Source organism: Desulfococcus multivorans (genome assembly GCF_001854245.1).
GTDB lineage: Bacteria > Desulfobacterota > Desulfobacteria > Desulfobacterales > Desulfococcaceae > Desulfococcus > Desulfococcus multivorans.
The window spans coordinates 2,753,065-2,768,022 of the sequence record NZ_CP015381.1; the positions used below are offsets into that span (position 1 = coordinate 2,753,065).

General features: G+C 48.8%; 11 protein-coding genes. 10 read left to right on the forward strand and 1 reads right to left on the reverse strand.

Features of this window, described 5'->3' with window-relative positions; all coding sequences use genetic code 11:
- Nucleotides 1-345 precede the first annotated feature (345 nt).
- The 5 genes from dmul_RS12055 (at nucleotide 346) to dmul_RS12075 (ending at nucleotide 6,147) form a co-directional block, all read left to right on the forward strand.
- Nucleotides 346-1,197, forward strand: coding sequence for an HD domain-containing protein (locus tag dmul_RS12055; protein ID WP_159449742.1), 852 nt, complete (start codon nucleotides 346-348; stop codon nucleotides 1,195-1,197).
- Between the two features lie 18 nt (nucleotides 1,198-1,215).
- Nucleotides 1,216-1,464, forward strand: a complete 249-nt coding sequence (locus dmul_RS12060; RefSeq protein WP_020876800.1) for a hypothetical protein — start codon at nucleotides 1,216-1,218, stop codon at nucleotides 1,462-1,464.
- 188 nt (nucleotides 1,465-1,652) lie between these two features.
- Nucleotides 1,653-3,608 carry an acyl CoA:acetate/3-ketoacid CoA transferase gene (locus dmul_RS12065; RefSeq protein WP_169829055.1) on the forward strand — a complete coding sequence of 652 codons (1,956 nt, stop codon included), beginning with the start codon at nucleotides 1,653-1,655 and terminating at the stop codon, nucleotides 3,606-3,608.
- Between the two features lie 152 nt (nucleotides 3,609-3,760).
- The gene (locus dmul_RS12070; RefSeq protein WP_020878756.1) at nucleotides 3,761-5,185 is read left to right on the forward strand and encodes a radical SAM protein; all 1,425 of its coding nucleotides are present in this window, start codon (nucleotides 3,761-3,763) and stop codon (nucleotides 5,183-5,185) included.
- 107 nt (nucleotides 5,186-5,292) lie between these two features.
- On the forward strand, nucleotides 5,293-6,147 hold the full coding sequence (locus dmul_RS12075; protein ID WP_020878755.1) for an amidohydrolase family protein: 855 nt from the start codon (nucleotides 5,293-5,295) through the stop codon (nucleotides 6,145-6,147).
- Nucleotides 6,148-6,352: 205 nt separating this feature from the next.
- Here the strand turns inward: dmul_RS12075 and dmul_RS20495 are convergent, their stop codons facing one another.
- On the reverse strand, nucleotides 6,353-6,508 hold the full coding sequence (locus tag dmul_RS20495) for a hypothetical protein (protein ID WP_159449743.1): 156 nt from the start codon (nucleotides 6,506-6,508) through the stop codon (nucleotides 6,353-6,355).
- A gap of 46 nt (nucleotides 6,509-6,554) precedes the next feature.
- Here dmul_RS20495 and dmul_RS20950 point away from each other — a divergent pair, with 46 nt between their 5' ends.
- The 5 genes from dmul_RS20950 (at nucleotide 6,555) to dmul_RS12105 (ending at nucleotide 14,948) form a co-directional block, all read left to right on the forward strand.
- Nucleotides 6,555-8,996, forward strand: coding sequence for a cache domain-containing protein (locus dmul_RS20950; RefSeq protein ID WP_159449744.1), 2,442 nt, complete (start codon nucleotides 6,555-6,557; stop codon nucleotides 8,994-8,996).
- A 16-nt stretch (nucleotides 8,997-9,012) separates the two neighbouring features.
- A complete protein-coding gene (locus dmul_RS12085) occupies nucleotides 9,013-9,663 on the forward strand; it encodes a response regulator transcription factor (protein WP_020878753.1) in 651 nt (216 codons plus the stop codon).
- A gap of 568 nt (nucleotides 9,664-10,231) precedes the next feature.
- Nucleotides 10,232-11,731 carry a class I adenylate-forming enzyme family protein gene (locus dmul_RS12095; protein WP_020878751.1) on the forward strand — a complete coding sequence of 500 codons (1,500 nt, stop codon included), beginning with the start codon at nucleotides 10,232-10,234 and terminating at the stop codon, nucleotides 11,729-11,731.
- A gap of 143 nt (nucleotides 11,732-11,874) precedes the next feature.
- Nucleotides 11,875-13,698 carry an acyl-CoA dehydrogenase gene (locus dmul_RS12100; RefSeq protein ID WP_020878750.1) on the forward strand — a complete coding sequence of 608 codons (1,824 nt, stop codon included), beginning with the start codon at nucleotides 11,875-11,877 and terminating at the stop codon, nucleotides 13,696-13,698.
- Nucleotides 13,699-13,757: 59 nt separating this feature from the next.
- Nucleotides 13,758-14,948 (forward strand): thiolase family protein, encoded by a 1,191-nt coding sequence (locus tag dmul_RS12105; RefSeq protein ID WP_020878749.1) that lies wholly within the window; start codon nucleotides 13,758-13,760, stop codon nucleotides 14,946-14,948.
- Nucleotides 14,949-14,958: the final 10 nt, after the last annotated feature.

Sequence of the window (14,958 nt, forward strand, 5' to 3'; positions counted from 1 at the left end):
TTGCACCTCAGAAGCAACGGTTGTCAATTGCAAAAAACAGTCTTTTTACGGAAGGCTTGATCAACGCACCTGAGAATTTTGGATCAGTTATCAGCGATTCGTTTATAAATATTGGAGAAACAACATCTTATGATGGGTTTCAACTCGAAATCGAACAAGGCCGACAGGTTGGGGCTAAGCGCGGTAAATGAAGACACATCCCCTTCCCTTGTGAACCTCGATAGAATCCTGCGTTCACTGCGTGTTTCCGAGCAAAATCAGAACGGACAACACACTCTCCCCCCGAAACCCTTATCGCTGCAAAAGCGTTTGGATCGGAACGGGGTCGGGCCGGATGCCCTCGGAATGATCCCTCCCGACTTGCTGGGGGAGATCCGTCGGACATTGATCCGACAAGAGACCGCCTATCAATGCAACGCCGCGGAAGAAACATTTTCCAGTGTCTGGGCCCACAGTTGCAGAGTCGGTCGGATCGCCCGGCATATCGCCAAGGCGGAGGGGTGGAATGAAGAACTGGCGTTGCTCGCGGGTTTACTTCATGACACGGGCAAGTTTGCTTGTGGAAAATATCGGGACGGCGATGTCCCGGAAGAAAAATATGCCGTCCGCTTCACCGAACGCCTCCTTTCCGGAACCGTGTATGAGCGATGGATCCCGATGATCAGTCAGGCTATCCTGTCCGCCTATTTTGAAGGAGAACCGACCAACGACCTTGGCAGGGTAGTGTACGACGCAGACAGCCTTGACAAGATGGGACACATGGGGATTGTCCAGTTTTTCACAAAACAGACATTGCGCCGAAGATTTCTGGACAATGACACGATGGTCAGAATCAGCATTGAACTGACCTATGCCCATCACGCGCCGGATACCCTGAAAACCGCAACCGGCAGATCCCTTGCCCGGGAACGAAGCCTTCGTACCCGACGGTTTTATACGGAACTGTTGGAAGAATGGTCTCAGATGGGTCTTGGTGCGTTCACCATTGTCGAGGAGAACATCGCCGGGATTGTCTGCATTCTCGTGGTCCCGTGTGCATGCGCGTGCGGCGGCCGAATCAGACTCGAATCCGATATCCGGGATGTGGTGAAGTGCTCCCGGTCCGTCGTCATGACCTATGGATGTGAGGATTGCGGTTTCGAGAACGTCTATTACTTCTGCCTCCCCAACATTGACGGCCTCCCGCCGAAACCTTGACCCAATCAGGATATGGTTATGGCAAAACATTCCCATCACTTCGTCGAAACATTTGATGGTTTTTCGGGGTATGGCCTGGACCGGACAACCGATGAAATCACCTTGCAGCTCTACCTTCAGAAATTTTCGGATGACCGGTTAATGGAAACGATTCTTAAACGGATGACGGATGACGAGTTAACGGAGCTGTTCGATATCATCTCAAAACTGCTGAAAAAATATCTGTCCGAGCCTGAGTACCATCAATTGTTTCTCAAAGATGAATAATCTTGAATCCCACAAAATTTTTATGAATGTTACGAAATGATCAGCAATAAGCTGTTGGATAAGTGGAAGCATTGATTATGAAGAAAGAGAAAAAAAGGAATTGAAGCATGATCGAAGACATCAACCCGTTAATTGGTAAAAAGCATTTAAAAGCGATCAAACATCCCTTTATAGATCCGATATCGGCCATGAATATCAAGAAGGGGAAGATCGTCACGGCTGAAGAAGCCATCGAGCTGATCCGAGACAACGACACGATCGTAACGGCGGGATTTATCGGGAGCGGATTTGCAGAGGAACTTGCCATCACACTCAAAGAGCGATTCCTTAGAACCGGCAGGCCAAGAAATCTGACCCTGACTTATCCGGCGGGCCAGGGGGACGGTAAAACCAAAGGGCTGAACCATCTTGCCCTGGAAGGTCTGGTGGGGAGAATCATCTGTGGACACACCGGGCTTACCCCGGGACTGGGGAAATTGGTCAACGACAACAAAATTCTCGCCTACAACGTCCCCATGGGAGCGGTGACGCAACTATACAGAGACATCGCCGCCGGTAAACCCGGAAACCTGACCCATGTCGGCCTCGGCACCTTCATCGACCCGCGAGTCGACGGCGGAAAGCTCAACGAGTTGACGAAAACAGAGGGAGAAGACCTCATTATCCTGATAAACGTCGAAGGAAAGGACTATCTCTTCTATAAGTCGTTCCCCATCCATGTGGCCCTCCTCAGGGGCACGACGGCAGATCCCGACGGCAATATCACCATGGAAAAAGAATCCATGATCCTCGATGCGCTCGCCATGGCACAGGCTGCCAGGAACTCCGGCGGAGTCGTCATCGTTCAGGTCGAAAGACTCGCCGATCGCGGGACTCTCAATGCCCGTGAAGTGGTCATCCCCGGGATCATGGTCGACTGCGTGGTGGTGGCCAGGCCTGAAAACCACTGGCAAACCTTTGGTGAGCCCTACAGTGCGGCTTTCAGCTGTGAACACCGGGTGCCCATGCAGGCGATCCCTTTTATGGAGATGAGCACTCGAAAAATCGTCGTCCGACGTGCCGCCTTCGAACTGAAGCCCAACAGCATCGTAAACCTCGGCATTGGTATGCCTGAAGGCGTCTCCCAGGTGGCCAATGAAGAACGCATCCTGGAATACGCCACCCTCACGGCGGAATCGGGTATTATCGGCGGACTCCCGATGGGCGGTCTGGATTTCGGCGCCGGCATCAACGTCGATGCACTCATTACGGAAAACTACATGTTCGACTTCTATGACGGCGGCGGGCTTGACATTGCATTCCTGGGCTTGGCCCAGGCGGACGCGGAAGGGAACGTGAACGTCAGCAAGTTCGGCCCCCGTTTCACCGGTCCCGGAGGATTTATCGACATCAGCCAGAACGCCAAAAAGGTTTGCTTTGTCGGCACGTTTACCGCGGGGGGGATCAAAACCTCCGTGAAAGACGGCAGACTGAGAATCGAGCAGGAAGGCCGTGAAAAGAAGTTCGTTCGAGAGGTGGAACAAAAAACCTTCAGCGGCAGATATGCGGCTGAAAACAAACAGCAAGTCCTTTATGTCACCGAGCGGTGTGTCTTCTCCTTGTGCGAGGAAGGGCTGGAACTCATTGAAATTGCTCCGGGCATAGATCTGGAAAGCCAGGTTCTGGCGCTCATGGATTTTAAGCCCGTCATGCGCAAGCCGCCAAGGCTCATGGACGAAAGAATATTCCGACTCCGCCGCATGGGGATCAAAGACGATCTTCTCAACATTCCCATGAAGGACCGGTTCACCTACAATGCCGCAGACAACATCTTCTTCATCAATCTCGAAAACTATTACATGAAAACCAGTGAAGAGGTTCAGGAGATGCGGGAAGTAGTGGGCAGCATACTGGAACCCATCGGCAAAAAGGTCCACACCATCGCCAACTACGACAATTTCAATGTTTCTCCCCACCTGGTTGACGAATATGTCGAAATGGTAAAATACGCGGCGAATTTCTACGAAAGCGTCACGCGTTATACGACCAGTACATTTCTGAGAATGAAGCTCGGCGACGAGCTTGAGAAGCGGGGGGTCTCTCCCCACATCTACGAAAGCAAGGAAGAGGCCCGAAAAGTGCTGGCCTACGATGAAACACTGTAATGTGAGATGAAAGATGGACGGCGGGAAATGACGTTATCAAGGCAGCGGTATGGAAAGCTTCAAATCATCCGGCAGAGGATGGGCATTTGACATTTTCATCAACCCAAGAAATTCTTCTTTTTAAATCGTATTAACCCCGAGGAAAATTGCCGATGACACTCCAAACGCCGCCACCCGCCGTCCTTTTAAAAAAATCTCCATTTCTGGTTGTCAAGCAAATAGATGATACCGAAGTACGCGTTTACAGCAGAATGCATGGCAACTTGACAGCATTTGACGTTGATATCCAAAAAGTTTTGAAATTGTTCGATACCCCTGCAAACGCCGAAAACGCCGCAAAAATCGCATCACAATTTTGTAAAAACGACGCCTCGGACCTGATCCGGGAATTGTACGCGAAACATTTTTTAGTCGAAGCGAATAAAGACGAAAAGGCTATATTTTCAGAATATATTTCCGCAGTTCGACACAAAAACAGAATTCCGAAGGTTTCGAAGGTGACATTCCTGGTTTCAGATGAATGCAATTTAGCCTGCAAAGGATGCTATCACACCTTTTATGATTTCAAGAGCACGCAGATGAGCAGTGATTTTGCGGGCCAAATTCTGGAAGGATTGTTTCCGTATCTGAAAAAAAATGCCGTCTCATCGCTGGTGATATCCTTTCTGGGGTATGAACCTTTTCTGAATTTTGAAGCCATGAAAAGAATTTATGACCAGGTATGCAGCATGAGTGACAGATACGATATAAAAACGTCATTTCACATCTTCACGAATGCCTTCAGCCTTGATGAAAGCATGCATGCGTGGATAGAACGGAACATATCAAAATTGGCCGTCAAGGTGAGTCTGGACGGCATAAAAGAAGATAACGATAAGCGCAGAGTCGATTTCGCCGGCAAGGGTACATATGAGAGAGTGGTTAAAAATTTACGGCGGATTCTGGCCACCGGTGTTAAATGCAGTGTCTTGATCGTTCTCAGCAAATTAAATTTTTCGAACATCGAAAAGTTTGTGGATGAAATGGACGTACTGGGTATCAGGCAAATTACGGCAAATATGTTTTGTGGTCAATCCAGAGATGAGCGAATGATGGAATTGACGACATCCGAAAAAATCGAAGCGATCAAGAGGATGGATCAGGCTGCCGAGAAACATGGCATACGGTTTGACGGCGAGTGGAAATATGCCGTGGTGCAAATGATTACAGGGGCTCATTTCACTTGTCCTGCGGGAATAAAACAGTTGGTTTTTTCAGCGGACGGCGTTATTTATCCGTGTCAACGATTCGCGGGGACACCCATAAATTTCGGGACCTACACCAAGGATTTCTGGGAAAAAATAAGCGAGGACCGATGCGAAGGCTATCGTAGATGGACCGCCGATCTTTATCGCGGCCTGACGGAAAGATCGAAAACAGAAAATATCGATCTTGCAGGCTGGAGTTGCCCGTTTCTTCTTTTCATCAGAGAAGAATGTATCAGCAAACACCTCGAAAGAGAATTCAATGAACGTCTCCTTGAATACTATATTACGCGACCCCTCGACAGGATCATTGCGGAATCACCCAGAAACTGAGCGCATCATTTCAGGCTCGAAAATAGCTGTGGACAGCCTTCAGGCTCAGAATCTTTGTCGGGGACGGCAGCATAACGATTCTTTTGAAATTTAAGGTGTGTCAAAAGATGAAAGTCATCGATTTCCACGTCCATTTAGCATCGGCAAAGCATTGGACCCCCTGGGTCACGGCATTCGTCCGAAAAAACAATCCCGGCTATTTTGAGCGTTTTCCCGACGGCCCTGCTCCGGAGGAAATGATTTCCCATTTCGCTTCACAGGGGGTAAGAAGGATGGTCGTTCTGGCCGAATATGCCCCGAGATGCACCGGCGTCGTCACCAATGAAGAGGTCGCTCGATTCTGCAGCAATCATGAAGAACTGACCCCTTTTGCGTCCTTGTGCATGGAGGAGGATACCCCCTATGAAACGCAGGCGCGGCATGCCGTGGAAGAACTGGGCATGAAAGGCTTCAAGCTTCTTCCCTCCTACCAGTATTTTTATCCCAACGACCCCTCTTTTTTCCCGTTCTACGATTACATGCAATCCAAAGGGCTGCCGATCATGGTTCACACCGGCTCATCGGTTTTCAAAGGCACGCGGATCAAATATGCCGATCCGCTGCTGCTGGATGATGTCGCGGATGAATTTCCCGAATTGACGATCCTTATGGAACACGGCGGACGCCCGTTCTGGTATGACCGGGCCGCCTGGCTGCTCTCGAGACATCGCAACATTCACATCGGCATCGCAGGTATTGCCACGCGACATCTGCCCCGTCATTTTCCGAATCTGGAGAGATATGCCGATCGGTTCTTTTTCGGAAGCGATTGGCCGGCGATACCCTTGGACGTCAAGGGTCTTGTCGAGAGGGTGCTTGCGCTTCCCTACTCAGACGAAACCAAAGCGAACATCCTCCATGGAAATGCCGAACGGGTGTTGGGAGAGGTGAATTCGAAACAAACAGCCTTGATGAATTCGTAATAAGAATGGCATTATGTCCTAAACATCAAAGAGAAGTTGAGCCTTTCTGATTTTCAGATTCCAGACACGGGGCCACCGCGGCCTGTCCGATGGAACACACACCTGCAGGCAGCCCCAGGGTTTTTACGGGACCATCAAGCACAAGATTGCAAAATCGCTCCAATCACAAAATTTGAGAAAAAGCTAACAAACGGCCCGCGTAACTTTATGCAGGTTTTTCAGGGAAGCGCGGATTGGGGCTGGCAATTTGAAAGGAACGGACTTTGACCGGCTTCTTCAGCAGACAGGGAATCCGGATTAAAATCATTGCCGGATATACCTCTATTTTTATCTTGACCTTCATTTTCGGTGGAATATTCATTTTTTTCCAGGTCAAAAAAAACATCACTCTCAATATAGAAAACGAGTTGAGCAATAGCACCGCTGCTGTACTGAATATGGTAAAGACCGCTGCCAATGTATCGATCAAAAATTATTTACGGGCGGTTTGCGAGAAAAACATCGAAATTATTCAAGCCGGCTATAAGCGGTATGAATCCGGAGAAATCAGTGAAGCGCAGGCCAAAGAAGATCTCCGACGCGTCCTGTTTTCCCAGACCATCGGAAAAACCGGTTATGTGTATTGCGTCAGCAGCCTTGGAATTCCCGTGGAACATCCCAACCCGGATGTGGTCGGCAAAAAAAAATGGGCAGACCGGTTCTTCGTAAAAGAAATGATCCGCATGAAACACGGTTATATGGAGTACGACTGGAAAAATCCGGGTGAAACCGATTACAGACCCAAGGCCGTGTATATACAGTATTTCGAACCCTGGGACTGGATTCTGGCCGTTTCCACTTATACTGAAGAACTCAGCGACCTGATCAATGTGGGTGACTTCAGGCAAGGTGTTCTGGATATGAAATTCGGGAAAACGGGATATTCCTTTATTGTTGACGGCGAATGCAACCCGATCGTTCACCCAAGACTTGAAGGCTGGCTGGCAGAAGATATCCACGGCATGGACAAGGATGACGTCATCCCCGATATCGTCCGCCTTAAAAAAGGAAAGCTTATATATTCCTGGAGGAATTCACCGGATGAAGAATACCGCAAAAAGCTGATCATCTTCAACCACATCCCGGAATACAACTGGATTGTAGCATCTTCCGGGTATTTTAACGAATTTTATGAAATTCTCGGCACGGTCAAGAAGGTCATCTTGTTTACGATTTTAGCCATGCTTGGATTTTCACTGCTGACCTCCTTGTGGCTCAGCCGTCTGATCATTGAACCACTGCAACGCCTGACGGACCGGCTGGGAATGGGGATCCCTGAAAACCTTTCCACACGTATGCCGATGACCTCCACCGACGAGATCGGAAAGCTGGTGACCTATTTCAACGGGTTCATGGAAAAACTGGAAGCTTACAGCAACAGTCTGAAAACGGAAATTTCCAAACACTACCTGACCTCGGAGGCTCTCAGGGAAAGTGAATTGCGTTACCGTACCATTTTAAAATGCATATATGAAGGCTATTTTGAAACAGATCTGTACGGCAATATTCTTTTTATCAATCCGTCCATGGAACTGATTACAGGTTATTCCAGGGAAGATCTTTTAAACAAAAATATCATGAAGATTCTCTGCCCAAAAGACGGCCGAATGGTTTTTAACATCTTTAATGGTAAAGGCATCAAAGAACAGAACCACAGTATCTATGAATGGCAATTGATCAAAAAGGACAAAACCCCCTGTTTCGTAGAAATTTCTCTGACTCTTATGGCAGACAAATATAAGCACCAGACGGGTATCCGCGGCGTGCTGCGGGATGTAACCCGAAGGGTTCAGGCTCAAGACGCCCTGCGTTTATCAGAGGAGATGTTTTCCAAAGCTTTCCAGTGCAGTCCTTCGGGAATGTTCGTTGCCCATATTGAAAACGGGCGTCTGATAAAGGTCAATGACAGTTTTTTAAGTTCTACCGGTTATGATGCGGAAACCGTTATCGGCGAAGAGTTGATGAACCTTGATTTTTTCAAAAACAAAAACGAAGGAAAAAATTTTTTAAAACTGATTAACGAAAAAAGAGGTATTCGCAACAAAGAAATCGAATTCTGCACCACACAGGGAGAGGTCAGGGACGGCATCATTTCTGCTGAAGTTATCATGATATGGGGGGAAACCTGTATCCTGGCGGCGATGGAGGACTTAACGGATGTTCGGCGGCTTGAGCGCCGGTTCCTCGATATCACCGAACGGCAACGCCACGAGATTGCCTTTACACTTCATGATGACCTGTGCCCTCAGTTGATCGGAATCGAAATGCTTCTTGAAATTTTAAAATCAAAACTGAATCCGGACTGTTCGGAACCACTCCAAAGCCTGGCAAAAATTGAAATGCTCATCCGGGATTCCATCCGAAAAATCCGGCTGCTCTCCCGCGGGATCTGCCCGGTGGATATCGTCACGCAGGGTTTTAGTGCTTCCTTATCCGAGTTGGTCGGCTATGTGGAAGACATGTTCGGCATCGTCTGTCATCTGAATTGCGATAATTCCAATCCCTTTGCAGACAACACCGCGGCAGCCCATGCCTATTATATCGCCCACGAAGCTGTCCACAATGCCGTCAAGCATGCAAAATCTTCTCATATTACCATTCATTTTTCAACGCGGAAGGATAAAACCATCCTGATGGTCAGGGATGACGGTAAAGGCATCCAGGATTTCACTGGTCGGACAGGGCTTGGATTGAAAATAATGAAATACCGTGCAAAGTGTCTGAACGCCTCTTTGAATATCCGCAGGAACGAAAAAGGCGGTACCATTGTGCTGCTTGAGATAGGGCCTTTTAATAATTCGGAAATCTGAAAGCGATTAACGAAGAATGAAAAAAAAAATTCTCATCGTTGAGGACCATCCCATTTTCAGAATGGGCATGTGCGAACTGATTAACCGCGAAAAAGATCTGACAGTCTGCGGCAGTGCAGAAGACGTGCCCGATGCCATGGCGCTTGTCGAATCAGAAAATCCTGACCTGGTCATTCTCGACCTGTCATTGAAAAGTAGCAGCGGCATGACCCTGATCAAGGATCTGAATAAATACTACAAACACATTCCCGTCCTTGTGCTGTCCATGCATGAAGAATCTCTTCATGCTGAAAGGTGTCTTCTGGCAGGCGCAAAGGGATATCTGATGAAGCATGAAAGCAAAGACTCGGTCATTATGGCTGTACGTAAAATATTTGCAGGCAGGAAATATATTTCGCAGCGCATCATGGACACGCTGTTGGATAAAATCGGAGAAGAGCCGGAAAAAAAACAGGATTCTCCTCTCCACAGACTGACAGACCGAGAGCTTGAGATTTTCCAGATGATCGGGAAAGGGTTTTCATCCAGACAGATTGCCGGCCATCTGAATCTGAGCGTAAAAACAGTCAGCGCCCACAAAGAGCGCATCAAACAGAAACTCGGAATCGGAACCAGTGGAGCTCTGATCCGGTATGCTGTCTTGTGGCTTGAAACCGAATTGTCTTAAAACGCTGTCCTACATATCTCCGCAGAACAACCGAAAGCCAAGCCGCGTCTTGTGTTTTTCAAGTCGGGGTGCGCTTGCCGAAGGACAATCCAAATGGATATCGGCAGCTCCGTCCTTATCCTCCAAACCAAATTAATTTTTAACACCCATTATTTTCAACATTTTCACACTGTCGCTAACGTTATCCCCTATTTCTTTTTAGAAAAATTCCCTAGTATATTTTAGGTTGTTAAAAACTAAAAATTAGTGGGAATGCCGATTTACACCCTTACCGATTACCTATAAGAATAAAGAAGTTCCCAACTGAAGTAATCGAAAGGCTCCAGCGCGAAAGCTTCCCGCACCTGATCTTCGACTTCGATGAGTTCGTCCAATCTACCATGGGGCTCAAAAAGGAACGGCCGTTCTTCAGGAAAACAGAAAAGGGTGTCCGGAATTGTTATCCTCTGTTTTAAACGGCGACACATGAAGCAGTACGCAAGGATCTCCACATGTTCTCGAATTGCTGCAAAATGCAGCATAATATAATGCACTTTCAATGTTAGGGTAAACAGTAAGGAGGCAGTGTATGAATATTGTCAGTAATCTTGAAAGAAGTGTAACATTCTGTCCTGACAAGCCCGCCATTATTTTTGAAGATACCCCCATAACCTATAAAGAGCTTCATCTTAAAGTCTGCCGCCTTGCATCAAGAATGCGCAGTCTCGGCGTTAAAAAGGGAGATCGTATTGCCCTTTTCATGGCCAATATTCCCGAGTTTGCGATCGTTTACTATGCCGCTATGAAGCTTGGTGCCATTGCTGTATCCCTCAATGTCATGCTGGTAAAAAATGAAGTCAAGTATATCCTGGGAGACTGCGGCGCCAAAATCATATTCGTCGGAGAAGACCAGGCCTGCCAGGTACCCACGGACGATCCGGATGCATTGGAACATATAATTCTAGTAGAAGGTGATGAAAACAATGAGCATCACATCAGCCGCGTATACGATACCGGTGTTGAAACCTTTCAGGCCCTTGACATGGCCGACACGGATCCGGCAGTCATCCTTTACACCTCCGGCACCACAGGATACCCCAAAGGGGCGACGTTGAGTCATTTTAATGTTGTCGCCAACGTCAACTCTACCAATTACCATATCCGCTCCACAAAAGAGGACGTTTTTCACCTGTTTTTGCCTCTGTTTCATTGTTTCGGGCAAAATTTCATCATGAACTCGTGCATCAAAAAAGGGGCGACCCTTGTCATGCACAAACGTTTTGAGCCGGCCCCTGTGATCGAAGCCGTCAAAAAACACAAAGTCACCATGTTCTTCGCTGTTCCCACCATTTATATCTACCTTTTAAATATGAAAGATGAGGAGATTGATTTTTCCAGCATCCGGTATTTTTTCACAGCGGCCTCTGTCATGCCGAATGATGTGGCCAACAGGTGGCGCGCCAAGTACGGCATACCCATCAATGACGGGTACGGTCTGACGGAATGTTCTCCTTTTGCATGCTATAATCATGATTTTAACTACAAGCCAGGCGCCATCGGCCATCCGGTCATTAACGTGCAGATGAAAATCGTCGGTGAAGACGGCAAAGCGGCGGCTCCGGGCGAATGGGGTGAAATCTGCATCAAGGGGCCCAATGTCATGCTGGGCTACTGGAACAAACCCACAGAGACCGAAAAGACCATTATTGACGGCTGGCTGCACACTGGTGATGTTGGGGCCCAGGATGAAGACGGCGACTTTTTCATTGTTGACCGGGTAAAAGATATGATCATTTCAGCCGGCAACAACATTTATCCCGCTGAAGTCGAAAATCATATCTACGCGCATCCGGCGGTTAACGAAGTGGCTGTGCTCGGAATCCCGAATGATGTCAAAGGAGAGTCTGTCAAGGCAGTCATCGTGCTCAAACCTGGAGAAAAAGTTGATCCTGAGGAAATGATCGAGTTCTGCAAGGAACGGATGTCCAGATACAAGGTGCCAAAATACATCGATTTTGTCACAGAACTTCCTAAAAGCGCCACCGGCAAGATCCTCAAACGAATCCTGCGTGATGAGGCCGCCGATTAAATTTCTAACCCTTTTCAACTTTCGACTTTCATGCGATGGCCGGATAGAGGTGCCGGGAGGATACGGCCTATCAAAGTCGAAAGTTGAGTAACCCTTATTGAGAAGTAAAAAGTTATCCCAAAAAAGTGGGGAGTGGAAACAATATGGCACAGGCAATCATAGACAAGACAGACCTTGATTTTGTTCTTTTTGAACAGTTTGAGATAGACCGCCTCCATGAATATGAACGGTTTTCGGACTACAATAAAAAAGTCATAGAAATGGTGGTCAAGGAGGCTCGGCACCTGGCGGTCAAAGAGTTGCTGCCCACCTCAAAAATAGGCGATGAAAAGGGCTGCCGGTTTGAAAACGGAATGGTCCTTCTTCCAAACGAGTTCAAGCAGGTGTGGAAGTTGCTGGCAGAGGGGGAATGGCTTGTTCCGAATGCCGATCCGGATTGGGGGGGTCAGGGAATGCCCAGGTCGGTAGCTCTGGCTGCTAAGGATTATCTGAACGGCGCCAACATGGCATTGACAATGATCGGCGGGTTGAGTCACGGGGCAGCCCACGTGATAGAGGCTTTCGGTACTGCGGAACAAAAGCAGCTATATCTCGAAAAAATCATATCCGGCGAATGGGCGGTCACCATGCAAATCACCGAATCCGAATCCGGATCGGACCTGAGCCGGATCACGACCCTCGCCGAACCTTGCGGTGATGGAACCTACCGGATTACGGGCTCAAAAATTTTCATTACCGGAGGTGACCACAACCTTACGGACAATATCGTCCATTTGGTTCTTGCCCGAATCAAGGACGCTCCTGAAGGCAGCAGCGGTCTCTCCCTGTTCGTGGTGCCCGGTGTCCACGTGGATAAAAACGGTAATCTGGGAATGAAAAACGACATTGCCTGCACCGGCATTGAAGAAAAAATGGGGCTTCATGGAAGCCCCACATGCGCCATGTCATTAGGCAGCAAGGGCAATTGTATCGGCACGCTTTTAGGGGAGGAAAACAAGGGGCTGGCCGCCATGTTTTCCATGATGAATGATGCACGACTTCTTGTCGGCTCACAAGGTCATGCCTGTGCATCCAGCGCCTTTTTACATGCCCTGGACTATGCGCAGAACCGGATCCAGGGTACGTTGCCCCAAGCTGAAAACGGCGACGCCTCCGGCGGCTGTATGGCCATTATTGAACACCCGGATGTTAAACGCATGCTGATGATCATGAAAACCTATACACAGGGCATCCGAAGCATCCTGTTCTACATTGCACGCTGCCAGGATAAAGCGGAGGTTGTCCCTGATCCTGAAACCAGGCAGGAATACCGGGATCTGGTGGATTTTCTGATCCCCATCGGGAAAGGATATGTGACCGACAGGGCCGTTGAAGTCTGTGACCTGGCCATACAGATTTTCGGTGGATATGGATACACCTGTGAATATCCTGTGGAACAGCTTTACAGGGATGTTCGTGTCACCACCATATATGAAGGGACCAACGGCATCCAGTCCCTCGATCTTTTAAACCGTAAACTGACCCTCAAAAAGGGCCGCCTGTTTGAATCCGTTATCAAACGGATAGAGCAGACCATTGAACTTGCCGGCCAGAGAGAAGAATTGTCCGATCTGGCCACGGCATTTGAAAAAATGGTCAGCCAGCTCAAAGAGGTAGTCCGACAGCTCACAAGCCTGCCGAAAACCCCTCGAAACGACCTGAAACTCAGGTCGGTGTCCGTTGATTTCCTCCAGGTAACCGGCGATGTGGTCATGGCCTGGATGCTTCTCTGGCGTGCGGTTACCGCCATAAACCTCAAACAGAAAAGCAAAAATAAAAACCGGCTTGACTTATTGGAAGGCCAGGTCTGTTGTGCCCGGTTTTTCATTAAAAATTTAGGACCGGTCACCTTGGGTCGTATGGCATCGATCCTGGATGGCAGCGACGCCGTACTCGACATTCCAGACGGCGCGTTAAAAAATCGCTGATACAACCCCGGCTGTTTCGGATAACCACATCACAAAACAACAAAAAATCAGGAGGCAACATGTTATCCAACGCTTACATTCCTTATAAAGGATACTATAGCACCCCGTTTGTCAGATGGCAGGGTAGTCTGGCCAATGAAAATTCCATTACCTTGGGCGCCGAGACCTCCAGACGTTGGCTTCAGTCAAAGGATATTGACCCCAAAATATTTGACTATCTTATTTTGGGCGTCACTGTGGGTCAGCCCGCCATCTTTTACGGCGGACCGTGGGCATCGGCCCTGATCGGCGCCACGGATACGGCAGGACTGTATATCAGTCAGGCCTGTTCCACTTCCACCACCGGCATCTTCCAGGCTGCACTCGGTGTGGAAGGAGGAGCCTATCACACCGTTTACACTCTTTTTACTGACCGCTGTTCCAACGGGCCTCATACCATCTGGCCCAATCCCAACGGTCCCGGCGGACAGGTCATTTCCGAAAACTGGGTCATGGACCACTTCGGCAATGACCCCTGGGGATGTTCTTCCATGATCCAGACTGCTGAAAATGTGATCAAGATGGCCGGTATTACCAGAGCGGAATGCGATGCCCATGCCCTGCGACGCTATGAACAGTATACCGATTCCCTGGCCGATGACCGGGCATTCCAGAAGCGCTACATGTTCCCGGTTGAAGTTAAGGTGTCCAAGAAAAAAATCGCTGTCATAGACACAGATGAAGGAATCATGCCCACAACGGCGGAAGGCCTGGCCGCCCTGAAACCCGTGCTTCCCGGCGGGCAATTGACCTTCGGCACCCAGACCCATCCGGCAGACGGTCACTGTGCCCTGATCGTGACGGACCGGGAAAGGGCAAGACAGCTCAGCCAGGATGAAAACATTGAAATTCAGGTAATCTCTTTTGGTCATGCCCGGGTGAAAAAGGCACACATGCCTATGGCACCCGTGCCGGCAGCTGTCATGGCCCTTGAACGCGCCGGGCTGACCATTGACGACATTAAGGTAATTAAGACCCACAATCCCTTTGCCGCCAATGACATCTATATGTCAAAACAGCTGAACATTGATATCAACAGTTTCAATAATTATGGCTGTTCCATGATTTTCGGCCATCCCCAGGCACCGACCGCAGGACGGTCCATTATCGAGGGCATTGAAGAAGCTGCCATGCTCGGCGGCGGATATGTCCTGTTTACCGGCTGTGCCGCAGGCGACACCTCTGCGTCTCTGATCCTCAAAGTGGGTTGATTGTGATTTT

What these genes read in the sequence shown, in the direction of transcription:
- dmul_RS12075 (WP_020878755.1), top strand. Translation starts at nt 5,293, where the DNA reads ATGAAAGTCATCGATTTCCACGTCCATTTAGCATCGGCAAAGCATTGG.
- dmul_RS20495 (WP_159449743.1), bottom strand. Translation starts at nt 6,508, where the DNA reads ATGAATATTCCACCGAAAATGAAGGTCAAGATAAAAATAGAGGTATAT.
- dmul_RS12095 (WP_020878751.1), top strand. Translation starts at nt 10,232, where the DNA reads ATGAATATTGTCAGTAATCTTGAAAGAAGTGTAACATTCTGTCCTGAC.
- dmul_RS12085 (WP_020878753.1), top strand. Translation starts at nt 9,013, where the DNA reads ATGAAAAAAAAAATTCTCATCGTTGAGGACCATCCCATTTTCAGAATG.
- dmul_RS12065 (WP_169829055.1), top strand. Translation starts at nt 1,653, where the DNA reads ATGAATATCAAGAAGGGGAAGATCGTCACGGCTGAAGAAGCCATCGAG.
- dmul_RS12100 (WP_020878750.1), top strand. Translation starts at nt 11,875, where the DNA reads ATGGCACAGGCAATCATAGACAAGACAGACCTTGATTTTGTTCTTTTT.
- dmul_RS12055 (WP_159449742.1), top strand. Translation starts at nt 346, where the DNA reads ATGATCCCTCCCGACTTGCTGGGGGAGATCCGTCGGACATTGATCCGA.
- dmul_RS12105 (WP_020878749.1), top strand. Translation starts at nt 13,758, where the DNA reads ATGTTATCCAACGCTTACATTCCTTATAAAGGATACTATAGCACCCCG.
- dmul_RS12070 (WP_020878756.1), top strand. Translation starts at nt 3,761, where the DNA reads ATGACACTCCAAACGCCGCCACCCGCCGTCCTTTTAAAAAAATCTCCA.
- dmul_RS12060 (WP_020876800.1), top strand. Translation starts at nt 1,216, where the DNA reads ATGGCAAAACATTCCCATCACTTCGTCGAAACATTTGATGGTTTTTCG.